Consider the following 22,391-nt stretch of genomic DNA (forward strand, 5'->3'; position numbering starts at 1 on the left):
CGCGCCCCGGGCGGGGCCCCGCCCGCCCCCCCCGGCCCCGGGGCGGCCACCCCCCGGGCCCCCCCCCCCGCGGGGGGGGGGGCCGGGCCGGGGCCCCGGCCCCCCCCCCCCCCGCCCCGGTCGTTCCGCTCAGCCGCCGTACGTGACGCCGGTGAGTTCCTCCGACTGCTCCCACAGCCGCCGCCACGCCCGTTCGTCCCGGGCGCCCCGGCCGGGGCGGACGAGCCGGGGCGCGCCCCGGGTGCCCGTGATCCCGCCCGGCCCGTAGTACGAACCGCCGCGCGCGGACGGGTCGGTGGCCGCCCGCAGGGTGGACAGCATCCCCCCGTCGGCGTCCTGGAGGAGCAGCCGCGCGAACGGCGCGCCAACCACCCGCAGCCCGGCCGGGAAACCCCGGCCGAGACCGGTGGCCGCCAGACCGGGGTGGGAGGCCGTGGCGATCGCCGGGTGGCCGCTCGCGGTGAGCCGCCGCTGCAGTTCGGCGGTGAACTGCAGGTTGGCCAGCTTCGAGCGGTTGTACGCCCGGTAGCGGCCGGTGGGCACCTGGGCGCCGGGCGGGCCGGGCCGGCTCAGGTGGTGCAGATGGCTGCTGACCGTCACGACCCGGGAGCCGGGGCGCTCGGCCAGCCGGGGCAGCAGCAGGTTGGTGAGCGCGAAGTGCCCGAGGTGGTTCACGCCGAACTGCAGCTCATGGCCCTCGGCGGTCGTCGTGCCCTTGGTCCACATCACCCCGGCGTTGTTGACCAGCAGGTCGATCCCGGGCAGCCCGTCGAGTTCCTTCGCCGCCCGCCGTACGGAGTCCAGCGCCGCGAGGTCCAGCTCCTGGACCGTCAGTACGGCGCCCGGCACGGCTTCCCGGATACGGTGCACCGCCCGCGCGCCCCGGTCGGGGTCCCGTACCGCCAGCACCACATGCGCCCCGAGGCGCGCGAGTGCGGCGGCGGTCGCGAGGCCGATGCCCGAGCTGGCACCGGTGACGACGGCGGTGCGTCCGTGCTGCCCGGGCGCCCGGGCAGCCGTCCACCGCTCTTCCGTTCTCAGGCCGGACACTCAGGTCCTCCCTTCGCCGTCGCGTAGCCGGCTCAGGCCGGGACGCTCACGGCCCGGCCGTAGCCCACGGTCGTGATCCGGTGCGCCGATTCGAGGTAGTAGTCGTCGGACACCGGCAGCGCGGTGTCCAGGCAGCTGACGTACCGGTTGAACATGCAGAAGGACGCCGCGATCAGCACGGTGTCGTGCAGGTCCGCGTCGCTCGCGCCCGCCTGCCGGGCCTCCGCCACCGCATCGGCGGAGACGGCCCGGGCCGCCGCCTGCACCTCGGCCGCCACGGCCAGCAGCGCGCGCAGCTTGGCTCCGATGGGGGCGGTCGCCGGGTCGGTGAGGACCGCGTCGACCAGCGCCTGGCCCTCCACCAGCTGCGCGGCCGCGAAGGCGGCGTGCGAACCGGCGCAGAAAGGGGTCCGGTTGAGGTGCGAGACGTACGCGGCGATCAGCTCCCGCTCGCCCTGGGGGAGCGAGGCGGGCGCCCGCAGCAGGGTCTCGGCGAGGTGGTTCAGCGGGGCGGCGGTGTCCGGCCGGTTGGCCATCAGCCCGGTGATGCCGGGGAGGTCGTTGTCGAGCGCGATGTGCGTCATGCGAGGTCCTTTCACGGAGAGGCGGATGCACGGAGCTGCGGATTCACGGAGGGGTCGGAGTGCTACGTCACAGAGGGGCCGGTGCGGTGCGCGGGGACGAGGCCAGCTCCGCGTCGATCAGCGCGAGCGGCGGGTCGTCCGCGAGGTAGAAGTGGCCGCCCGGCACGACGATCTGACGGAAGTCACCGGTGGTGCGGTGCGACCAGCCGGCCGCCTGTCCGGGGCCGGTCACCGGGTCCGCGTCACCCAGCACGCCGGTGACGGGACAGCCGACGCGGTCCGCCGGACGCGCCGCGTACCGGCTCGCCATGAGCAGGTCGGCCCGGATGTGCGGGAAGTACCGGTCGAGGAGCCCCGGGTCGTCCAGCAGCGCGGGGTCGGTGCCCCCGAGCCGGACCAGGGTCGCCGCGAGCTCGTCCGGGGACGCCGTCTCCAGCCCGGCGGGGGCCGGGCGCGGCGGTGGAGCCGAGGCGCCGGAGACGAAGAGACGGCTCGGCGGAACACCGTCCCGCTCCAGCAGCAGCGCCGTCTCGAACGCTGCCCAGGCGCCCATGGAGTGCCCGAACAGCGCCACCGGCCGGTCCGCCAGGGCCGCGACGGCGGGCGCGGCGCCCGCCGCGAGATCCCGGACGTCCGTGGCGCAGGGCTCGGCCGCCCGCTCGGCGCGGCACGGGCAGCGCACCGAGTACACCTCGAACAGCCCGCCGGGCGACGCCCAGTCCCGGAAGGCCGCGGCCGTGCCCCCGGCGTGCGGGAAGCAGACCAGGCGGAACGGGGCACCGGGCGCGACCCGTGTGCGCTGAAGCCAGGACATGACCGCGCTCCTCTCCCGGGCCGCCGGCGGAACCCGGAGGGCAGCCTTCACCGCCGACGACGGGCCCGACGCGCTTGAACAGGCGTTTCGGCACAGCGGAAGTGCGACCACGGCAAGGCGGAAGACGCACGCGGCGCTCCCCGGGGCCGTTGCGCACGAAGGAAGATGCGTCGCGCCCCGTCCGGGCCGCAGCCTTGACCCATGCCCGGGCAGGCGCCGGTGACGCGCGTGCCGCGACGTCCCGCAGCGCCCGGTCCTCCGCGAAGACCCCGGAATCCACGGTCGCCAGACCGAGACGAGAGGCACCACACATGACTGCGACAGCGCCTGTGGCCCACCCCCTCCAGGAGAACGTCAGCAAGGTCCTGCCGACGCTGCGCGAGCACGCGCGGTGGACCGACGACAACCGCAGGATCCACGAGGCCACGCTCGACGCGCTCGCCGGGACCGGGGCGCTGCGGATGCGCGTCCCGGCGCGCTACTCCGGCGAGGAGACGGACTTCGCGACCCTGCAGAGCGTCATCGGCGAGATCGCGCGCGGTGACGGCGCGGCCGCCTGGAACACCGCCGTGTGGTCCATGTGCGCCTGGCTCGCCGGGCTCTTCCCCGACCAGGTCCAGGACGAGGTCTTCGCCGACCCGGACGTCCGCGTCTGCGGGGTGCTCAGCCCGTCCGCCCAGGCCCGCCCGGACGGCTCCGACATGATCATCGACGGTCGCTGGTCCTTCGTCAGCGGCGCCCTGCACAGCCAGTGGCAGGTCGTCCTCGCCATGGCCCCGGCCCCGGGCGGCGACGGCGTCTGGCCTGTCATGGCCCTCGTACCGACCGCCGAACTCCGGCTGGAGGACGACTGGTTCACCTCCGGCCTGCGCGGAACCGGGTCCATCACCACCATCGCCGACAACGTGCGGGTGCCGATGGAACGCGTCCTGCCGCTTCCCCTGGTCCTCCAGGGCCAGTACGCCACCGAGCTCAACCAGGCGTCCCCGGTCTGGAACGCGCCGATGATGGCCACCGGCTCCGCCTGCTTCGCCGGTGCCGCGGTCGGCATGGCCCGCGCCGCCGTGGAGACCTTCCACGACCGGCTCCCCGGCCGGAAGATCACCTACACCGCCTACGAGAGCCGCCGCGAGGCCCCCGTGACCCACCTCCACGTGGCCGAGGCCGCCTACCTGGCCGACGAGGCCGAGTTCCACGCCCGCCGCATCTCCGGCGACCTGGACCGCAAGGGCCTCGCCCGCGAGCCGTGGACGCTGCCCGAGCGGGTCGCCGCCCGCGCCGCGCTCGGCCGGACGTTCCGTCAGGCGGGGGGCGCCGTCGAGGCGCTGGCCGCGGCGAGCGGAGGCAGCGGCCTCTACAGCACGGACCCCATCCAGCGGATCCGCCGCGACGTCCAGGCGCTCAACCTGCACGCGCTGATGCACCCCGACACCAACGCCGAACTGTACGGACGCGTGCTCTGCGGCCTCGAACCCAACACCTCGTACCTCTAGGGCGTGTCGATAGTCCCGCCTGTCCGGGGCCCGGGGCAGCGCGCCCCGCTCCACGCGACGGAAACCACCACAGCACCAGGAACCGGGAAGACCACATGCATCCGTACCGCACCGAGTTCCCCCAGTCCGCGCTGGACGACCTGCGCAGGCGTCTGGCCGGGACCCGCTGGCCCGCCGAGATCCCCGGAGCCGGCTGGAGCCGCGGCGTCCCCGTGGGCTATCTGCGCGAGCTCACCCAGTACTGGCTGGACACGTTCGACTGGCGTGCCGTCGAGGAACGGCTCAACGCCCACCCGCAGTTGCGCACCGAGGTCGACGGCACCCCCGTCCACCTCCTGCACGTCCGCTCGCCCGAGCCGGACGCCACCCCGCTGCTCATCACCCACGGCTGGCCGGGGTCCGTCCTGGAATACCTGGACGTCATCGGCCCCCTCACCGACCCCCGGGCGCACGGCGGCGACCCGTCCCGCGCCTTCCACCTCGTCCTGCCCACCCTCCCCGGGCACGGCCTGTCCGGCCCGGCCGCCGAACCCGGCTGGGGTGTGCCCCGGATCGCGCTGGCGTGGGCGGAGATCATGCGGAGGCTGGGCTACGACCGCTACCTCGTCCAGGGCGGCGACCTCGGCTCCTGGGTGAGCCTCGCCCTCGGCTCCCTCGACCCCGGGCACGTGGCCGGTGTGCACGTGAACTTCCTGGTGACACCGCCCCCCGGCCCCGAGGCCGTCGCCGGGCTCGACCAGCGGGACCTGGCCCGCCTCGCCCGGCTCGGGGACTTCTTCGAGAACGGCTCCGGCTACATGAAGATCCAGGGGACCCGGCCGCAGACCCTGGCGTACTCCCTGGACGACTCCGCGGCCGGCCAGCTCGCCTGGATCGCCGAGAAGTACAAGGAGTGGTCCGGCTGCGCCGAGCGGCCCGAGGAGGTCATCGACCGGGACGACCTGCTCGCCAACTTCACCCTCACCTGGCTCACCGCGACCGGCGGCTCGTCCGCCCAGACCTACTACGAACTGGCCGACCAGCTGCCCGGCTCGCCCACCGCGACCGCCCCGCCGCCGATGACCGCGCCCCTCGGCGTGTCCGTCTACCCCGACGACCCGGCCCCGCCGGTCCGGGCGTTCGCCGAGCAGCAGTACCCGCACATCGTCCAGTGGCGCGAGCACCCCGGCGGCGGCCACTTCGCCCCGCTGGAGCAACCCGCCCGCTTCGTCGCCGACCTCCGTGACTTCGCCGCGGCCGTCGGCGCCCGGCAGCCCGTCACCGCAGCGGCGGGAGGCCGCGCATGACCGCCGGAGCCACGGCCCCGGGCCGACGCGCCGTCGTCCTCGGCGGCGGCATCGCCGGCCTGCTGGCCGCCCGGGTCCTCGCCGACTCCTACGACGACGTCCTGGTCGTCGACCGGGACGAGCTGGACGACACCGCGGCGCCCCGGCGCGCAGCGCCCCAGGGACACCACGTCCACGGGCTGCTTGCCAGCGGCCACGAGGTCATCGAAGGGCTCTTCCCCGGGCTGACCGAGGAACTGCGCGCCGACGGCGTCCCCGTCGGCGACTTCGGCACCAGCCTGGGCTGGCACTTCGACGGCCGCATGATGCGCCGCACCACCACCGGGCTCACCTGCATCTCGCCCTCCCGGCCCATGCTGGAACAGCGGCTGCGCCGCCGGGTCCGGGCCCTGGACGCCGTACGGTTCGCCGAGGCCACCGACATCACCGGTCTCACCGCCACCGAGGGGCACGGCCGGGTCACCGGGGTGCGCCTGCACGCCCGGAACGGGTCCGAGGGCGCCTACGAGGTCCCCGCCGACCTCACCGTCGACGCCACCGGACGCGGCTCGCGCACCCCCGCCTGGCTCGCCGAGCTCGGCCTGCCCCGGGTGCGCGAGGACAAGGTCAGGATCGACCTCACCTACACCACCTGCGACTTCCGGGGCCCCCTTGACCCCGACCCGGTCGGTGACGGGGTCGCCGAGGTCTGCGTCGCCACCCCCGGCTCCCCCCGGGGCGCGACGCTGGCCCGCCTCGCGGACCGCTACTCGCTGTCGCTGTACGGAATCCACGGCGACCGCCCGCCGACCGACCTCCCCGGCTTCCTCGCGTTCGCCGCGTCCCTCCCGGTGCCGGCGATCCACGAGGCGGTGCGCGACGCCAACCCGCTGGGCGACCCGGTCTCCTTCCACTACCCGGCCAGTGTGCGCCGCCGCTACGAATCCCTCGGCGCCTTCCCGCGGGGACTGCTCGTCCTCGGCGACGCGGTCTGCTCGTTCAACCCCATCTACGCCCAGGGGATGACGGTCGCCGCACTCGGTGCGCGGGTGCTCGCCCGGCACACCGGCCGCGACCGGGACCCGGACCCGCGCGGCTACTTCCGGGACCTGGCGCGCGTCAACGACGCCCCGTGGGCGCTGGCGGCCGGCGGCGACCTGGCCTTCCCCGGTACGCGCGGCAGGCGGAGCCTGCCCGTACGGCTGGTGAACGCCTACATGCCGAGGCTGCGCGCGGCGGCGGTCGACGACGAGGCCATCACCGAGGCGTTCCTGCGCGTGGCGGGACTGGTCGACCCGCCTCCCGCCGTGATGCGTCCCTCGGTGCTGCGCAGGGTGTTCTTCCCGCGTGGCCGGCGTGGGAGCGCGGACACGGCGGCGGACCGGGAGCGAGCCCTGTCATGAGGACCGGCCGACTCGTGCGCCTGGTCTCCCGCCCGGCCCAGCGCGTGCCGGACCCCGGGGACGTCGAACTGGTCGAGGTGGACGTCCAGGACCCCGCCCCCGGCGAGGTCCTGGTGCGCAACCTCTACATGTCCATCGACCCGGGCGCCCTGCTGCGGATGAGCGACCTGTCCGCGCTGGACATCCCCCACTTCGAGACCGGCGAGCCGCTGTGGAGCGACGCGGTCGGCGAGGTCGTCGAGTCCCGGTGCGAGGGCCTGTCGGCCGGTGACCTCGTGTGGCACCGGTACGGGTGGCGGGACTACGCGGTCGGCGACGGCCGGCAGTTCCGCCGCCTGGACCCGCTCGCGTACCCGTCGCTCTCCCACCACCTCAGTTTCGGGGTGGTCGCCTACATCGGCGTCGAACTCGCCCGCATCAGACCGGGCGACACCGTGCTGGTGTCCAGCGCCGCCGGCGGCGTCGGCTCCATCGCCGGGCAGATCGCCCGGCTGCGCGGTGCGGGCCGGGTGATCGGTTCGGTCGGATCCCCCGACAAGGTCCGCTTCGCGGTCGAGACCCTCGGCTACGACGCCGCGTTCGACTACCACGACGGCATCGCCTCGCAGATCGGGGGTGAACTCGACGTCTACTTCGACAGCGTGGGCGGAGAGCACCTGGAAGCGGCCATCGACGCACTGCGGCCGCGCGGCCGCATCGTGATGTGCGGGCAGACCGAACAGGTCAGGTCCGGCGTGCCGACCGGCCCGCGCAACATGCTCACCGTGGTCGGCAAACGCCTCAGCATCCAGGGCTTCTACACCTTCGACCACCCGGAGCTGATGCCCAGGTTCGAGGAGGAGTTCACCCGCTGGGTGCGCACCGGCCGGATCGTGGTGCCGGAGACCGTGGTCGACGGCCTGGAGAACGGCGTCGACGCGGCGGTCGGACAGCTGACGGGCCGCTTCACCGGCAAGGTCGTCCTCAGATTCTGAACACCGCCGCCGGATCCTCGTCTGGCTCCTCCTCCGCGACAGCGTGGTCGCGGCCGAGGAGCGACACGGCGAGCAGCCGGTGGCACAGTTCGTTGGACGGGCCCATCAGCGCCACCCCACGGGCGTCCGCGAGCAGGCCCGCCATCGCGCTCTCCGAGACGTAGCCGGCCGAGCCCATCAGCCGGCCGGCCTCCAGACAGATGTCCTCCGCCGCCGTCGAGGCGAAGAGCTTGCTGTGCAGCGTCGCCAGGTCCGGGCGGGGAGCGGTCCCCGCACCCGCCCGCTCCACCATGGCCCGGGCCGCCTCCAGCCGGGTCGTCAGCTCGGCCAGCCGGTAGCGGAACGACTGCCGCCCCATCAGCCCGTGCCGGTGGGCGTACCCCGTCACCTCGTCCAGGGCCGCCTGCGCGATGCCCACCGCCACCGCGCCCAGGCCGACGCCCGAGCGGTGCGCGCCGGCCACGATCTCCTGCCCGGCGCCCACCGCGCCCAGCCGGTTCGCGTCCCGCACCCGGCAGTCCGTCAGGGACACCGTCCCCGTGGCGGAACCGCGCATCCCGGCGAGGTTAAGGCCCAGTTCCGCCGCCAGGCCCTCCGCCCGCGCCGGGACGACGAAGAACGTCGGCCGCGGGGCCCCGCCCGGCGCCGGCTCCACGGCCGGGCGGGCGTCGCGCACCTGCACCAGGTACACATCGGCCAGACACGCACCCGTGGTGAACGCCTTCGCCCCGTGCAGCACCCAGCCGCCCGTCTCGTCGCGCACCGCCGTACTGCGCGGACCGCCCGCCCCGCCCCGCCCGCCGCCCTCGCTCCACGCGGACGCGGCCAGCCAGGTGCCGTCGGCCAGCCGGGGCAGCAGCTGCGCCTTCTGCGCGGCCGAGCCCCACTCAGCGATCCGCGCCGCGACCGAGCAGTGCTGGAACGCGATGATGGCCAGCGACGGATTGACCACCGCCACCTCCTCCACCATCCGGTTCACATCGGCCGCCCGGCCCCCCGCGCCGCCGTACGCCTCGGACACGCCCACAGCCAGCAGCCCCGACGCCCGCAGCTCGGCGACCGCCGCCCGGTCCGGCTCACCGCTGCGCGCCGACAGGGCCGCCGAGGTTCGGAGCCGGGCCCGCAGCACCGGCGTAAGGGACGGTCGCCGCCGCTCGACGACAGGCACAGGGGACATGGCGCCTCCTCGTTCTCCGCCTCGCCCGGCCGGGGCGAGGACACCCCCTCAGCGTTCAACCCCGCGGCCCGGCAGGCATCTCCGGGGTTGCCGGGCCGCGCGGCCCCGGGCGAACCGGCAACCGAGGAGGTGCCCGTCCGGCCCGCCTGCTGACAGCCTGCGCCGAAAAGCGCCGGGCCGTGCGGCCGCGAGGCGGCAACCGGCACGGCACGGTTCGCGGGAGGCGCGGAGAAGATGAGACAGATCGTGGGAGCGATGCTCCGGCACGCGTGCACACAGGTCCGGCACGTCACGGCCGTACGGCAGTCCGAGGCGCGCGGCGACGTCGCCGCCGTCTACACCCAGGCCGTGGAGGACTTCGGGGTGCTCGCGCCCCCGCTCGCCCTGCACTCGCCGGCCCCGGCCGCGCTGGCCGCCGCCTGGGCGATGCTCCGGGAGGGCCTGCTCGTGGACGGCGCGACCGACCGCGCGGCCCGCGAGCGGGTCGCCGCGGCCGTGTCCCGGGCCAACGCCTGCCCGTACTGCGTCGACGTCCACCGGGCCACCTACGAGACCCTGGACGGCGGCGCCGACGAGGACCCCGAACTGACCGCGTGGGCGCGCGCCGGGGCGGACCCCGGCGCCGGGACCCCGCCCTGGCCGTCCTCCTGGCGGCCGGCCCAGCGTGCCGAATTCCTCGCGGTGGCCGTCGTCTTCCACTACCTCAACCGCATGGTCACCCTCTTCCTCGCGGAGTCGCCGATGCCCGCCGCCGTCCCCGGCCCGGTGCGCGGCCCGATGATGCGGACGGTCGCCCGGGCCATGCGCCCCGCCGGCGCCACGCGCCCCGCGCCCGGCCGGTCGCTCCCCCTGCTGCCGGCCGCCCCGCCCCCGGACGGCTTCTCCTGGGCCGCGGACCTGCCGGCCGCCGCCGACGCGTTCGGCCGGGCCGCCGCCGCGACGGACGCCGCCGTGCACTGGCTCCCCGAGCCGGTCCGCGCCCTGGTGACCGGGCGCCTCGACGCGGGGGACCACCCGCGGGGGCCGAGCCGCGCCTGGTTCTCCGACGCGGTGGCGGGCCTGGCCGCCGACGACCGGCCCGCCGCCGCCCTCGCGCTGCTGGTGGCGTACGCCCCGTACCAGGTGACCGACCAGGACGTCGCCGCGTTCCGGGCCCGCCACCCCGGCGACCGGGCGCTCATCGAGCTCACCTCCTGGGCGGCGCTGCGCTCGGCGCTGAGCACCGGCCGCCGCCTCGGCCGCGACCGGGAGGCGCGCCCCGGCGTCCGGGCGGACCGGGGCCGCCGAACGTGAGCAACCACGGAGATGCCTCCCCCGGGCCCCACTGCGCAGAATCGGTGCCCGTAGCTCGCCGCTGCCCGCAAGACCCGCACCGTACCGGGAGGTTCAGGACCCATGCCTGATGTAGCTCGCACCCTGGCGGTCGGCCCACTGGGGACCGAACTGCTGGACCAGTACCGGCGCGACGGGTATCTGATGCTGCCCCCGGGCTACCTGAACACCGACGTCCCCGGGGTGGTCGACGCGCTGCTGCCCCGGCTCCACGCCGACGACGGCCCGCGACGCGTCATGGAGCGGGACAACACCACCGTTCGCTCCGTCTACGGACTGCACCAGACCTACCCGGAGATCGCCGAGGTCACCCGGGCGCCCGAGCTGCTGGGCGCGGTCGAGCAGATCGTGGGCCACTCCGCGTACGTCCACCAGTCGAAGATCAACTTCAAGGCGCCGTTCTCCGGGGACCAGTGGGAATGGCACCAGGACTACATCTACTGGCTGCAGAACGACGGCATCCAGCGCCCCGACCTGGTCAACGTGGCGATCTTCCTGGACGAGGTCACCGAGTTCAACGGACCGCTGACCTTCGTGCCCGGCTCGCACCGCCGGGGCGTGCTCGCCGGCACCGAGTCCTCGGGCATGCCGGCCGGTTACGAGGACGCCCCGTCCTGGGTGGCCACGCTCACCGCCGAGGAGAAGTTCCAGGTCGGCCACGACACCGTCGGGGCCCTGGTGCGCGAGCGCGGCATGGTCAGCCCCAAGGGCCCGGCCGGCTCGGTGCTCTTCTTCAGCCCGAACATCCTCCACACCTCCGCGCCGAACAGCTCACCGTTCCGCCGGGCGATGGTGATCCTCGTCTACAACAGCAGCGACAACGGACCGCAGGACGTCTCGAAGCCCCGCCCGCCGTTCCTCAGCGAGCCCACGGTGCGGGCCCTCACACCCATGCCCTACGCGACAGGGGAGACCCCGCAGTGACCAAGACCGTAGAACTCATCATCCCGAACGCCGCCGAGTACTTCCTGCGCGACCCCGACCTGAACCTCACCGGGGACGAACGCGCCCGCGTGGTGCGCTTCAGCGGTACGTACGAGTGCGAGCACTCGGTGTTCTGGACGTCCGCCCCGCGCGTCCTCCTGCTGCCCGCCGGAGTGGACGAGCAGTGGTTCGCGGATGTGCACAACGCGCTGGGCGTGGAGGCACCCCCGTACATCTCCCCGGCCGTGACGACCGGGCTGCTGGTCGAGGACCTGCTCGCGGACGGTGAGGCACAGCGCGCCCTGCGCGCCCGCCTGGAGGGCCACGACCTGGTCAGCATGCAGATGGTCGGCCCGACCCCCGAGACGTACCAGCTGGCCGCCATCATCCGCGGCTGGGGTCTCGACGTCGAGCTCGACTCCGTCGAGACCTCCGACTACTGGGCGAGTCTCTACCTCGACTCGAAGGTCAGTGTTCTCGACCTGGCCCGCGAACTGCCCGACATCCACGTCGCCCCCGGCGTCGTCGTCAGCAACTGGGTCGAGCTGCGCGGCGCCCTCACCCGGCTGCTCACCCGCTACGACCGGGTCATCGCCCGCACCGCCTACGGAGTCGCCGGTGACGGCTCGGGCGTCGTCTCGGCCGGCACCGTCGAGAGCTTCCTCGACAACGCCGCGCGGGACTCCTTCTTCGCCTTCCCCATCCTGGTCCAGCAGTTCGTGGAGCACGCCCCGGGCGTCGGCTGCCCGGCCGTCGACATCCTGGTCGGGGAGGACGGCGTCGAGGATGTCGTCCTGTGCGCCCTCACCGTCGAGAACGGCTACCAGTTCCGCAGCGTGGACGTCGGCGACGGCGCGCTCCCGCAGAACTGGGGCGCCGAGGTCACGAAGGTCGCGCACGGCGTCGGCTCCGCCGCCCACGAGCTGGGCTATCGGGGCTGGATGTGCGCCGACTGCGTCGCCGGTGCCGACGGCACCCTCTACGTGACGGAGATCAACGCCCGGCGCAGCGGCTCCCTGCACGCCGGCGGCCTCCTCCGGCTGTGGAACGCCGAGCGCGACCTCACCCTCTCCGCCCACTTCATGATGACCGTGCCGAAGGGGCTCAGCTACCAGGAGCACATCCGCCCCGTCTTCCAGCGCCTCTGGGACAAGGGCGTCCGCGCCTACCCGACCAGCGTGCGCGGCATCCACTGGGACGAGCCGATGATCGCGGTCATCGCCGCCGCGCCCACCGCCGACGAGGCGCAGGCCATCGTCGCCGGCATCGCCGAGGACATCGCCGCGGCGGCCGCCACCCCGGCCGTCTCCGCAGCCGAGGCGGCGGGCTGCCCGATGGCGGCGGCCTGAGCGACCCACGGCCCGTCGCCCCGACCGGCGACGGGCCCGCCCCCCACCCGGAACAACTCGCACAGGCCGTCAAGGCCAGGAGGTAAGCAGTGTCTGGAGCACTCCCGGGCAGCGTTCTGGAACGCCCCCGTCCCCACGGCAGCGCGATCTCCGCTGCCTTCCCGCAGGACGCGTCCGCGCCGGACCTGGCCGCGCGACTCCAACTGATGACCCGTCTGCACCGTCACTACGCGGCCTACCTGGGCGGCCCCGAGACCTTCGAGCAGATCCCGCGGCTCAACGCCTCGCAGCAGATCGGCCGCATCGAGAACGAGTGGCTGCGCTGGGAGGACGAGCAGGTCGACACCGCCCGGCTGCCCCGGTCCGCCGACGAGTTCCGCGACTGGTTCGAGGCGGTCAGCGCCGCCCATGTGCAGCCCGAGTTCTGCCGGTACATCGAGAACGAGGCCACGCTTGACGAGGTGGCGCTCTTCTTCCTGGCCGAGGAGCTGGTCGACAGCCGCTTCGACGACCTGGTCGCCCTGGTCCAGCTCGGCTCCGCCGGTGCCAGCAAGCTGGTCATGGCCGAGAACTACTGGGACGAGATGGGCGAGGGCGCGCTCGAACGGATGCACACCGTGCTCTTCGAGCACTCCGCCGTCTACATGCGCGACCGCCTGGCCGAGCGCGACATCGACACCTCCGAGATCAACGGCACGGAGGTCTTCGAGAACGCCTGCCTGACCCTCATGTACGCGCTGCACCGCGGCCTGGTCCCGCGCGCGCTGGGCGCCCTCGGCCTGATGGAGCACAGCGCGCCGCCGCGCTTCCAGGCGATGGTCGACGCCTGCACCCGCCTCGGTGTGCCCGCCGACGTCATCACGTACCAGAGCATCCACGTGCACGTGGACGAGGGCCACGGCGCCGACTGGCTGGACCACGTCCTGCTGCCGCTCGTCCACTCCTCGCCCGCGGCGCTCCGCGAGGTGTGCATGGGGGTGCTCACCCGGGAGCGCGTGGCGAACGCCTACTACCGGCGCATCTGGCAGCAGATGAAGGACCTGCCCCGCTGACCGCGACCCGGCCCCCGATCACAGGAAGCGGCCCCATGGAGCCCGACGCCTTCTACCACGAGCAGAGCCGAGGGCTCCAGCGCCGGTTCGGCACGTCCGGACTGGCCGGCCACCTCGCCGAGAAGTACGTCCTCGACCGCCTGGAGCCCGAGCACCAGGAGTGGATCGCCGCCGCCGACGAGGTGTTCGTGGCGACCGTCGGCCCCGACGGCCGGCCGGACTGCTCCTACAAGGGCGGGCTGCCCGGCTTCGTCCGGGTGCTCGACGCGCACACGCTGGACCTGCCGAGCTATGACGGGAACGGCATGTACCGCACCCTCGGCAACGCCCTGGCCGCCGCGCGGGTCGCCCTGCTCTTCCTGCCCGCCGGCGTCCCCGCGAAGCTCCGCGTCGGCGGGCGGGCCCGGCTGCTCACCGACCCGGAGGCGGTCGCCGCGCACGAGGGTGCGGAGGCCGTCCTGCGGATCACGGTGGACCAGGTCTTCGAGAACTGCCCGAGATATCTGCACGACCGGGTGACGGGCGCCCACTCGGCGCACTGCCCCCGCCCCGGACACCTGCCGCCCGAACCGGAGTGGAAGAAGAAACCGGAGTACGAGGGACTGCTGCCGGTGCGCGGCCCCGCCCAGCCCGGCTGAAGCGTGGAACACCGACCGAACCGAGAGGAACGACCGTGGGGCACCCCGTCCGGACCAGGATCATCGATCTCTCCCACACCATCGAGCACGGCATGGACACCTACCCCGGGCTGCCCGGGCCGGAGTTGAGCGACCACCTCTCCCGCGAGCAGTCGCGCGGCAGGTACCCGGCCGGCACCGAATTCCACATCGGTTCCATCACCATGGTCGCCAACACCGGGACCTACCTGGACACCCCCTTCCACCGCTACCCCGACGGCCCCGACCTCTCCGCGCTCGACCTGTCCCGGCTGGCGGACGTGGAGGGCGTCGTCATCGACGCCACGGGCATCGACGGCCGGTCCGTCGGCCCCGAGCTCTTCGACGGCGTCGAGGTCACCGGCCGCGCGGTCCTGATCCGCACCGGCTGGGACCGCCACTGGCGCTCCCCGCGGTACGCGGACGCCGGGCACCCCTTCCTCAGCGCCGCCGCGGTGGAACGGCTCGTCGCGCGGAAGCCGGCCGCGGTGGGCATCGACTCAGTGAACATCGATGACATGGCGGACCTGACGCGCCCCGCCCACACCGGGCTCCTCGCGGCGGAGGTCTGCGTCATCGAGCACCTGCGCGGCCTGGAGCTGCTGCCCGAGGACGGATTCCGTTTCCACGCGGTGCCGGCGCCCGTCGCGGGACTCGGCAGCTTCCCCGTACGGGCGTACGCCGTCCTGAGCTGAGGCATGCGGGACCACCCACACCACCCACCACAGTGAGGAGCCGCCATGCTCACCACCACCGCAGCGCCCTACCGGCTCGAACGGGCCGGCCAGACCTTCGCCGCCACGGTCCACGGACTCGACCTGCGCGAGCCGCTGACCGAGGAGACCGTCGGCGCGCTGACCCGCGATCTCGCCGAGCACCGGGTTCTGGTGATCCCCGGTCAGCAGCTCAGCCACGAACAGCACGTCCGCGTCAGCCGCAGGTTCGGGCCGCTGGACGTCTACCCCGTCTCGAAGTACGTGGTCCCCGACCACCCCGAAGTGCTGACCATCAGCAACATCTTCAAGGACGGGCAGCCGATCGGCCTGTACGACGGCGACGAGCAGATCGAGTGGCACACCGACTACAGCTGGAAGGCCCGCACCAGCAGGGCGTCGCTGCTGTACTCCGTCGTCGCGTCGGAGACCGGCGGCGACACGCTGTTCGCCGACTCCACCGCCGCGTACGACGAACTCCCCGAGGCCCTCAAGCAGCGGATCGCCGGGCTCCAGGGCGTGCACTCGATGCACCACCTCGTGGAGACCGAGCGGCTGACCAACCCGCACAAGGCGTCGCTGACCGCCGAGGAGCGCGAGCGGATGCCCGACATGGCGCACCCCCTCGTCCGGGAGCACCCCGAGACCGGCCGCCGGTCGCTGCTCCTCGGCAGCATGATCATCAGCGGGATCGTCGGCCTGGGCCGCGCCGAGAGCGACGCACTGCTGCGCGAGCTGCACGACCACGCCACCGCCGACCGCTATGTGTACCGCCACCAGTGGCGTGAGGGCGACGTGGTGATGTGGGACAACGAGGCCACCATGCACACCCGGACGCCCTGCGACCGCCTCGTCAGCCCGCGCCTGCTGTACCGCACCACCGTGCTCTGGGACTGACCCGGCACGAAGGAGCGGGGCGCGGCCACCCGGTGGCCGCGCCCCGCTCCTTCGTGCCGGGCCGTTACGCGTCCGGCAGGACCTGGGCGACCTCCCAGACATTGCCGGACGGGTCGGCGAAGGCGGCGGTACGGCGGCCCCAGGGCCGGTCGACGGGGCCGTTGAGCAGGGTCACCCCGTGCTCCACGAGCTCGGCGCACACCGCGTCGGCGTCCTCGACCTCGATGGTGAGCAGCAGCCGCGTGCCCGCCTCCGGTGCGGCGACCGGACGCGGCTCCACCAGCGTCGGGGCGTTGTCGGTCACCAGCAGGTTGATCATCGTGTTGTTGAGCTTGACCACCGCGGAGTCCTCGTTCTCGAAGACCACCTCAAGGCCGAAGACGTCCTGGTAGAACCGCTTCGCCGCGACCACGTCCTCGACGAAGAGCGTGATGACCTCAAGTCGGTCGAGTCCCTTGATCATTTCTTACTCCGTATTCCGTGCGGCACCATCCGGGTCCGCCGACCGTAACGTCCGGCGGACGTCCGGCAGGAGGGGCACATTCCAAAGTCGCCGAGGCTTGTCAATCCGATGGAACGTGCCCCTCCGCCCATCACAGGTAGCTTGCCGCCTGGAGGCCGAAGAGCTCGGCGTAGAGTCCGCCGCCCGCCATGAGCTCCTGGTGGCTGCCGGACTCCGCGAGCCGGCCGTCCCGGACCACGAGGATGAGGTCGGCCATGCGCGCGGTGGAGAACCGGTGCGAGACCAGGACCGTGATCGCGCCGGCCGCCTCGCGCACCTGCCGGGCCTGCTCCGAGAAGCGCTCGAAGAGCTGGTGCTCGGTCTCCGCGTCGAGCGCGGACGACGGCTCGTCCAGGACGAGCAGGACCGGTGCCCGCCGCATCATGGCCCGGCCGAGCGCCAGCTTCTGCCACTGTCCGCCGGAGAGTTCGGCGCCCTCCGTCCAGCTCTTGCCCAGCTGGCTGTCCAGCCCCTCGGGCAGCCGCTCGACCACGTCACCGGCGTGCGCCGAATCCAGGGCGTCGAGCACCGCCCGGTCGTCGTCCACCCGGGGCAGGTCGCCCAGCCCGACGGTGGTCCCCGCCCGGAACTCGTACCGTACGAAGTCCTGGAGGCCGACCGAGATACGGGCCCGCCACTCCTCCGCGGACAGCCGGCGCAGATCGACGCCGTCCACCAGGACCCGTCCGCTCGTCGGGCGGTACAGCCCGCACAACAGCTTGACCAGCGTCGACTTCCCGGCCCCGTTCTCGCCGACCACGGCCACCGTGGTGCCGGCCGGGATGCGCACCCGCAGGTCGTTCAGCACGGGCGCGTCCGCGCCCGGGTAGGCGAAGCCGACCCCGTCCAGCTCGATGCCCTCGCGCATCCGGTCCGCGGGGGTGAGGCCGCCCTCCTCGGCAGGGCCGTCCGGCTCCGCCACCAGGGCGCGCACCGCCGCCACCCTGCGCAGGGTGCTGCCCATGCGCTGGAGGGTGCCCGTCAGGTTGACCGCCTCCGTGACCTGCTGGTTCACCTGGACGGCCAGCGCGATGACGACGGTGACCTCCCCGATGCCGTGACGGCCGGACACCGCGTCCCGCAGCACCAGGAGCACAGTGCCCACGTACGCCAGGGCGAAGACCACCTGGCCGCCCGCCCGCAGTGCCGCGGCCCCGGCCTGCCCGCGCCACAGGACCCGGTCCGCGTCCGCGCGCAGCCCGGCGTGCCGGCGCCGCATCTCCTGCCGCAGCCGGAAGACGCGCAGTTCCCCGGCGTGCCGGGCGGAGGTGGAGAGCCTGAAGAGGTTGAGGGCCAGCCGGGTCGGTTCGGCGGCGCTCGTCCGGGAGCGGTCGAGGCGTCGTTCGGCGGCCCGCCCGGCCAGCAGCGGGGGAGCGGCGGCGAGCGGCAGCAGGAGCAGCACCGGGTGGAGCCGCGCCAGCAGCACCGCGGTGAGGACCATGGCCAGGGCCAGGCCGACACTGCTGAACAGCGCGGACAGTGCGTTGCTGAACTGCCGTACCTCGCGGTCCAGTACGGACAGCTCGTCGGCGAACTCCGCCCGGTCGTGGTGCTCGATCCCCTCGGAGCCGTTGGACAGCTCCGCCAGCTGCTGGACCATGTCCAGCTCGGCCAGCTCCGACAGCTCGAAGTAGGCGATGTGTGCGAAGTGCGCCCCGGTGAGGGTGAGCGCGGCGAGCACCGCGGTCGCGACGCCGTGCAGGGCGGCCGCCGTGCCCCGGCCCGCGACCACCGCGTCGGTCATGAGGCCCAGGAACACCGCGAGCAGCGGGGCCGAGACCGCGCCCGCCACCATCAGGGCGAGGGCGAGGAGCGTCTTGCGGGGGTGGATGCGCCACGACATGCGGAACAGGCCCCACGAGCCGTCGAGGGTCTCCTTCATGACAGCACCTCCGCCGGCACGCCGTGTCCGGCCCCTTCGTCGTCATCGGTGAAGCGGTCGGCCTGGAGCCGGAACAGCTCCGCGTACCGGCCGTCCCGGTCGAGCAGCTCCTCATGGCTGCCCCGCTCGATGACGCGGCCGCCGTCGAGCACGACGATGACGTCCGCGCGCCGCACGGTGGAGAAGCGGTGCGAGATCAGCATCGTGGTGGCGCCCCGGGTGAGCGAGGCGAACTCCTCGAAGAACCCGGCCTCCGCGCGTACGTCGAGGCTGGCCGTCGGCTCGTCCATGACCAGCACGGACGAGCCGTGTTCCAGGGCGAACAGGGCCCGGGCCAGGGCCAGCCGCTGCCACTGGCCGCCCGACAGCTCCGCCCCGCCCTCCAGGTGGCGGGCCAGCGGCGTCGCCGTGCCCCGGGGGAGCGCGTCGAGTGCGCCGGTGAGACCCACGGCCTCGATCGCCCGGCGGACGCCCTCGGTGTCGTCGGCGCGCTGGACCGCGCCGAAGGCCACGTTGTCGGCGGCCGAGACCTCGAACCGGGCGAAGTCCTGGAAGATCACCGCGGTCTTGGCGCGCCATGCCTCCAGCGGGTAGGAGGCGATGTCCACCCCGTCGAGGCGGATGACGCCGCCGCTGGGTTCGTAGAGCCGGGTGAGCAGCTTGACCAGGGTCGTCTTGCCGGCGCCGTTCAGCCCGACGACGGCCGTGCAGCTGCCCACGGGGATCTCCAGGTCCAGATCCTCGAAGACCGCGCGCTCCTCGCCGGGGTAGCGGAAGGTGACGTGGTCGAAGTGGATGACCCCGGCCGGCTCCGGCACCTCGTCGTCGCGCGCCTCGCCGGTGGCCCGGGTCGTGCCACCGGGTCCGGCGGTCGCGTCCAGGTGATCGGTGAAGCGGCGCACCGCCTCGTACGCGTGCATGCCGATGGCGGTCTGCAGATCGCTCTCCGGGTAGAACTCGGCGAGCCGCAGCGCCCCCAGAGCGGCCTGGAGGACCATGGCGAACACGGTCAGCGTCTGCCCGGCGTCCCCGTCGGCCGCGCCGGTGCCGATGGCCGCGAGGGCCGCACCGCTCACCAGCACCATCCACAGCGTGTACCAGAGGAAGGGCCCCAGATAGATCGCGCGGCGGATCTTCCACAGCGGCTTCAGCCAGGCGGTGTACGAGGTGTGCAGGCGGTCCTGGAGCCACCGCATCAGCCCGAAGACGCGGATCTCCTTCGCCGCGTCGGCCGAGGTGGCGAGGTTGCGCAGGTAGTCGTTCTCCATCTCCTTCGAGCCCAGGTCGAAGCGGGCACCGGCGTACTTCCGCAGCCCGCCGACGTGACCGTGCCGGAAGAGCAGCACGGCGGTCAGCAGTCCGGCGGCAGCGAGCCAGGAGAACGCGAAACCGACGACCGCGACATACCCGAGGAGCTGGATCTGCCGTGCGCCCAGCGCGAGCAGCCCGGCCCCGGCCTGGCCCGGGCTCTGCACGCCCGATTCCAGCTCACGGGCCGCGGCGCGCAGGTCCTCGATGACCTTGGCGTCCTCCAGAGCGGCGATTCCGGGCGTCGACGTCGCCGCGTCCATCAACTCGTCCAGCACCCGGCCGTCGATGCGGCGGGCCACCGACTCGCCGAGCGCCTGCTGCGCGGGCGCGAGGATCTGCTGACCCACGAACGCGGCGGCGGCCAGCACGAAGGCCCGGATCAGTGCGTCGAAGGCGCCGGAGCCGGTCCCGCCCTCCACCGCCGCGGGGACACGGCCGAGCACCAGGGCGCCGGCCACCACGAACAGCACCGGCAGGAGGCCGAGGAGGACGTTGACCACCGCGCTCGCGGCGACCAGGGCCGCCCCGGCCCGGGGCAGCAGGCGGGCGATGTCCCGGCGTGCCGTGAGCAACCGGGCGACACCGTCCGGCAGGAGCCACTTCATCCGGCGACCCCGTGCTGTGCGAGGTGGTCCGCGCAGGCCGGAAGCTTGCGCTCGGCGATGACGTCGTTGAAGTCGAACGGGGTGACCGTACGCAGCTCGGTCAGCAGCCCGGTGATGGGCGTGCCGTACTTCCGCGCCATGTACTGGTAGTTCGGCGCGGCCGCGTCCTCGTTCTCCTCGAAGTCCTTGTAGTGCGGCAGGTGGATCGCCGACGCGTCCCGGCACAGCTCGAAGCGGACGCCGTCCCGGTGCAGCCGGTAGCCGAGGTCGAGGTCCTCGCCGCCCCAGGACCGGAAGTTCTCGTCGAAGCCGCCCGCCGCCCGGATCGCCGCGGTCGGGGCCGAGACATGTCCGGTCCAGAAGACCACCCACGGGGCGGGCAGCCCGCCGAAGTCGTCGGTGTACTTCTCGTAGAAGTACTCGCGGATGTCGAACCGGGTGCCGGTCCGGGCGAAGCCGGCCATGGTGGCGTCCGGGTCGTCCGTGTCGATCTCCCGCTCCAGCGCCTCGGCGTCCGCGTTGTCGACGGTGAAGCCGTAGAGGTAGCCGACGAGCGCGACCGGCCCGGCCGCCTTCTGGTGGGCCGTCAGATGCGCGGCCAGTGCCCCGCTGTGCAGCACCACACCCGAGTCGATCATGACGGTGACGCCGCCGCGCGCCGCCGCGATCCCGACGTTGCGGGCGCGGGACACCTGCCAGCCGTCGTCGGGCTGGAAGAAGTACCGCACGTCCAGCCGGTCCGCGTAGCCGCCGACCAGCTCCTCGGTGCCGTCACTGGAACCGTCGTCCACGACCAGCACCTCGAACCGGTCACCCGGCAGGGTCTGCCGGACCAGCGAGTCCAGGGTGTGCGCCAGGTGGGCCTTCCGGTTGTACGTCGGAATGACGACGCTGCACTGCAACTGCTCGGTCATGACGCCTCCGCCAGGGTGGGAATCTCGGACTGCCGTGCGAGGTCGCGGGCCCGTGCCGCCCCGATGAACGAGCGCACGTCCGCCACGAAGAGCTCGGGGACCTCCATCGCCGGGAAGTGCCCGCCCCGGTCGAACTCGCTCCACTGCACGATCTCCGGGAAACGGGGCGCCGCCAGGCTGCGCACGGGCAGCGCACTGTCGTACGGATGCACGGTCACCGCCAGGGGCACGGGGAGCGGCGGCGGCACCTCCTGCGGCGTGGACGAGCCGGGCAGCTGGTCGGCCATCTCGTAGTACAGCTGGGCCGACGAACCGCCGGTGGCGGTGAACCAGTAGATGGAGACATTGGTCAGGAGCTGGTCCCGGCCGACCGAGCCGCCCGGCACCGAGGCGTCCGTCCACTCGTGGAACTTCTCCGCCACCCAGGCCAGCTGCCCGGCCGGTGAATCGGTGAGGCCGTACCCCAGGGTCTGGGGCCGGGTGCTCTGGATGCGCATGTAACCGCTGCCCTGCTCCATCGCCCCGAGCGCCGCGACCCGCTCCCGGTCCGAGGCGTTCAGCGCCTCGATCTCCGAGGGGTCGCCGGACGGGGGCGTCAGCAGGAAGTTGACGTGCGCCCCGATCACCCGCTCCGGCCGCATCCCGGCCAGTGTCAGCGAGATCCACACCCCCAGGTCGGTGCCGTGCAGGGCGTACCGCTCGTACCCCAGCCGCTCCATGAGGGTGACCCAGGCACCGGCGATCCGCCCCACCGACCAGCCGGCCTCCGGCGCAGGGCCGGAGAACCCGAAGCCGGGCGGGGTCGGGATCACCAGGTGGAACGCCTGTCCGGGGTCCCCGCCGTGCGCGCGGGGGTCGCTCAGCGGGCCGATCACGTCCAGGAACTCGGCGATCGACCCCGGCCAGCCGTGCGTCATGAGCAGCGGTGTCGCGTCCGGTTCGGGCGAGCGCACATGGATGAAGTGCACCTGCGCACCGTCGATCTCGTCCACGAACTGGGGGAACGAGTTGATCCGCGCCTCGGCCGCCCGCCAGTCGAAACCGTCCCGCCAGTAGTCGGCGAGCTCGCGCACCTGACCGACCGGAAGACCGCGGGAGTGCCCCACCCCCGACAGCTCACTGGGCCATCTCGTACGGGCGAGGCGGTCGTGGAGATCGTCCAGCGCCTCCTGGGGAATCGCGACACGGAAGGGGCGCATCCCTGAACTCCTTTTCAGAACCGGGCAGTTTGGGCTCACCGGTGGGTCAAATGAAAGCCAGACTAGGGAAGTTGCGCACGCTACGGCAGCGAACAGCCGGAAGAGAGCAATCCGGAAGTGGTCGCCCGACCGGCCGACCACCGCCTCCGTCCCCGCCGGAACGAGTGCGCACGCTGGAAGTGGTGCCGTCCGCCGCCCGGTCGTTAGCGTCTGCGCACCGGCGAGAGCCGTCAGGAATCCGGCGCGGCATCAGCATCCGCCGCGCCCCCGGCCTGCCGCCGCCAACGCTTCGCAC

At 73.5% G+C, this 22,391-nt stretch carries 20 protein-coding genes; 11 read left to right on the forward strand and 9 right to left on the reverse strand.

Annotated elements, in window-relative coordinates; all coding sequences use genetic code 11:
- Positions 1–129: 129 nt before the first annotated feature.
- The 3 genes from ACZ6C6_RS27725 to ACZ6C6_RS27735 form a co-directional block, all read right to left on the reverse strand.
- Positions 130–1,041, reverse strand: coding sequence for an oxidoreductase (locus tag ACZ6C6_RS27725; protein ID WP_469206552.1), 912 nt, complete (start codon positions 1,039–1,041; stop codon positions 130–132).
- A 41-nt stretch (positions 1,042–1,082) separates the two neighbouring features.
- Entirely contained in the window at positions 1,083–1,634 is a 552-nt protein-coding gene (locus tag ACZ6C6_RS27730) for a carboxymuconolactone decarboxylase family protein (protein WP_469206390.1), read from the reverse strand.
- 67 nt (positions 1,635–1,701) lie between these two features.
- On the reverse strand, positions 1,702–2,448 hold the full coding sequence (locus tag ACZ6C6_RS27735) for a thioesterase II family protein (protein ID WP_469206392.1): 747 nt from the start codon (positions 2,446–2,448) through the stop codon (positions 1,702–1,704).
- A 311-nt stretch (positions 2,449–2,759) separates the two neighbouring features.
- Between ACZ6C6_RS27735 and ACZ6C6_RS27740 the strand changes: the two genes are divergently transcribed.
- From ACZ6C6_RS27740 to ACZ6C6_RS27755, 4 genes are all read left to right on the forward strand, one after another.
- Complete coding sequence (locus ACZ6C6_RS27740; protein WP_469206393.1) at positions 2,760–3,941, forward strand: acyl-CoA dehydrogenase family protein; 1,182 nt, start codon at positions 2,760–2,762, stop codon at positions 3,939–3,941.
- Between the two features lie 95 nt (positions 3,942–4,036).
- Positions 4,037–5,227: an epoxide hydrolase family protein gene (locus tag ACZ6C6_RS27745; RefSeq protein WP_469206395.1), complete on the forward strand. Its 1,191-nt coding sequence runs from the start codon at positions 4,037–4,039 to the stop codon at positions 5,225–5,227.
- On the forward strand, positions 5,224–6,609 hold the full coding sequence (locus ACZ6C6_RS27750; protein ID WP_469206397.1) for an FAD-dependent oxidoreductase: 1,386 nt from the start codon (positions 5,224–5,226) through the stop codon (positions 6,607–6,609). Before ACZ6C6_RS27745 ends, ACZ6C6_RS27750 begins: the two co-directional genes overlap by 4 nt.
- Positions 6,606–7,583, forward strand: coding sequence for an NADP-dependent oxidoreductase (locus ACZ6C6_RS27755; RefSeq protein ID WP_469206399.1), 978 nt, complete (start codon positions 6,606–6,608; stop codon positions 7,581–7,583). The genes ACZ6C6_RS27750 and ACZ6C6_RS27755 overlap by 4 nt, the downstream gene beginning before the upstream one ends.
- Here the strand turns inward: ACZ6C6_RS27755 and ACZ6C6_RS27760 are convergent.
- On the reverse strand, positions 7,573–8,760 hold the full coding sequence (locus ACZ6C6_RS27760; protein WP_469206401.1) for an acyl-CoA dehydrogenase family protein: 1,188 nt from the start codon (positions 8,758–8,760) through the stop codon (positions 7,573–7,575). The two genes, ACZ6C6_RS27755 and ACZ6C6_RS27760, sit on opposite strands and share 11 nt — an antisense overlap.
- Positions 8,761–8,994: 234 nt before the next feature.
- Here ACZ6C6_RS27760 and ACZ6C6_RS27765 point away from each other — a divergent pair, with 234 nt between their 5' ends.
- The 7 genes from ACZ6C6_RS27765 (at position 8,995) to ACZ6C6_RS27795 (ending at position 15,683) form a co-directional block, all read left to right on the forward strand.
- Positions 8,995–10,053, forward strand: coding sequence for a carboxymuconolactone decarboxylase family protein (locus ACZ6C6_RS27765; RefSeq protein ID WP_469206402.1), 1,059 nt, complete (start codon positions 8,995–8,997; stop codon positions 10,051–10,053).
- A 102-nt stretch (positions 10,054–10,155) separates the two neighbouring features.
- Positions 10,156–11,016 (forward strand): phytanoyl-CoA dioxygenase family protein, encoded by an 861-nt coding sequence (locus ACZ6C6_RS27770; protein ID WP_469206404.1) that lies wholly within the window; start codon positions 10,156–10,158, stop codon positions 11,014–11,016.
- On the forward strand, positions 11,013–12,365 hold the full coding sequence (locus ACZ6C6_RS27775) for a hypothetical protein (protein WP_469206406.1): 1,353 nt from the start codon (positions 11,013–11,015) through the stop codon (positions 12,363–12,365). Before ACZ6C6_RS27770 ends, ACZ6C6_RS27775 begins: the two co-directional genes overlap by 4 nt.
- Positions 12,366–12,454: 89 nt before the next feature.
- A complete protein-coding gene (locus tag ACZ6C6_RS27780; RefSeq protein ID WP_469206408.1) occupies positions 12,455–13,417 on the forward strand; it encodes an iron-containing redox enzyme family protein in 963 nt (320 codons plus the stop codon).
- Between the two features lie 35 nt (positions 13,418–13,452).
- Positions 13,453–14,055: a pyridoxamine 5'-phosphate oxidase family protein gene (locus ACZ6C6_RS27785; RefSeq protein WP_469206410.1), complete on the forward strand. Its 603-nt coding sequence runs from the start codon at positions 13,453–13,455 to the stop codon at positions 14,053–14,055.
- Positions 14,056–14,090: 35 nt separating this feature from the next.
- A complete protein-coding gene (locus tag ACZ6C6_RS27790) occupies positions 14,091–14,768 on the forward strand; it encodes a cyclase family protein (protein WP_469206412.1) in 678 nt (225 codons plus the stop codon).
- Positions 14,769–14,813: 45 nt separating this feature from the next.
- Positions 14,814–15,683 carry a TauD/TfdA dioxygenase family protein gene (locus tag ACZ6C6_RS27795; protein ID WP_469206414.1) on the forward strand — a complete coding sequence of 290 codons (870 nt, stop codon included), beginning with the start codon at positions 14,814–14,816 and terminating at the stop codon, positions 15,681–15,683.
- A 64-nt stretch (positions 15,684–15,747) separates the two neighbouring features.
- Here the strand turns inward: ACZ6C6_RS27795 and ACZ6C6_RS27800 are convergent, their stop codons facing one another.
- From ACZ6C6_RS27800 to ACZ6C6_RS27820, 5 genes are all read right to left on the reverse strand, one after another.
- Positions 15,748–16,146: a VOC family protein gene (locus ACZ6C6_RS27800; protein WP_469206415.1), complete on the reverse strand. Its 399-nt coding sequence runs from the start codon at positions 16,144–16,146 to the stop codon at positions 15,748–15,750.
- 130 nt (positions 16,147–16,276) lie between these two features.
- Positions 16,277–18,067 (reverse strand): ABC transporter ATP-binding protein, encoded by a 1,791-nt coding sequence (locus ACZ6C6_RS27805; RefSeq protein ID WP_469206417.1) that lies wholly within the window; start codon positions 18,065–18,067, stop codon positions 16,277–16,279.
- Positions 18,064–19,983 (reverse strand): ABC transporter ATP-binding protein, encoded by a 1,920-nt coding sequence (locus ACZ6C6_RS27810; protein WP_469206420.1) that lies wholly within the window; start codon positions 19,981–19,983, stop codon positions 18,064–18,066. The genes ACZ6C6_RS27805 and ACZ6C6_RS27810 overlap by 4 nt, the downstream gene beginning before the upstream one ends.
- On the reverse strand, positions 19,980–20,897 hold the full coding sequence (locus tag ACZ6C6_RS27815) for a glycosyltransferase (RefSeq protein WP_469206422.1): 918 nt from the start codon (positions 20,895–20,897) through the stop codon (positions 19,980–19,982). The genes ACZ6C6_RS27810 and ACZ6C6_RS27815 overlap by 4 nt, the downstream gene beginning before the upstream one ends.
- The gene (locus ACZ6C6_RS27820; RefSeq protein WP_469206424.1) at positions 20,894–22,096 is read right to left on the reverse strand and encodes an epoxide hydrolase family protein; all 1,203 of its coding nucleotides are present in this window, start codon (positions 22,094–22,096) and stop codon (positions 20,894–20,896) included. Before ACZ6C6_RS27820 ends, ACZ6C6_RS27815 begins: the two co-directional genes overlap by 4 nt.
- Positions 22,097–22,391 lie beyond the last annotated feature (295 nt).

The sequence above is a fragment of the Streptomyces sp. NPDC041814 genome, assembly GCF_055590565.1.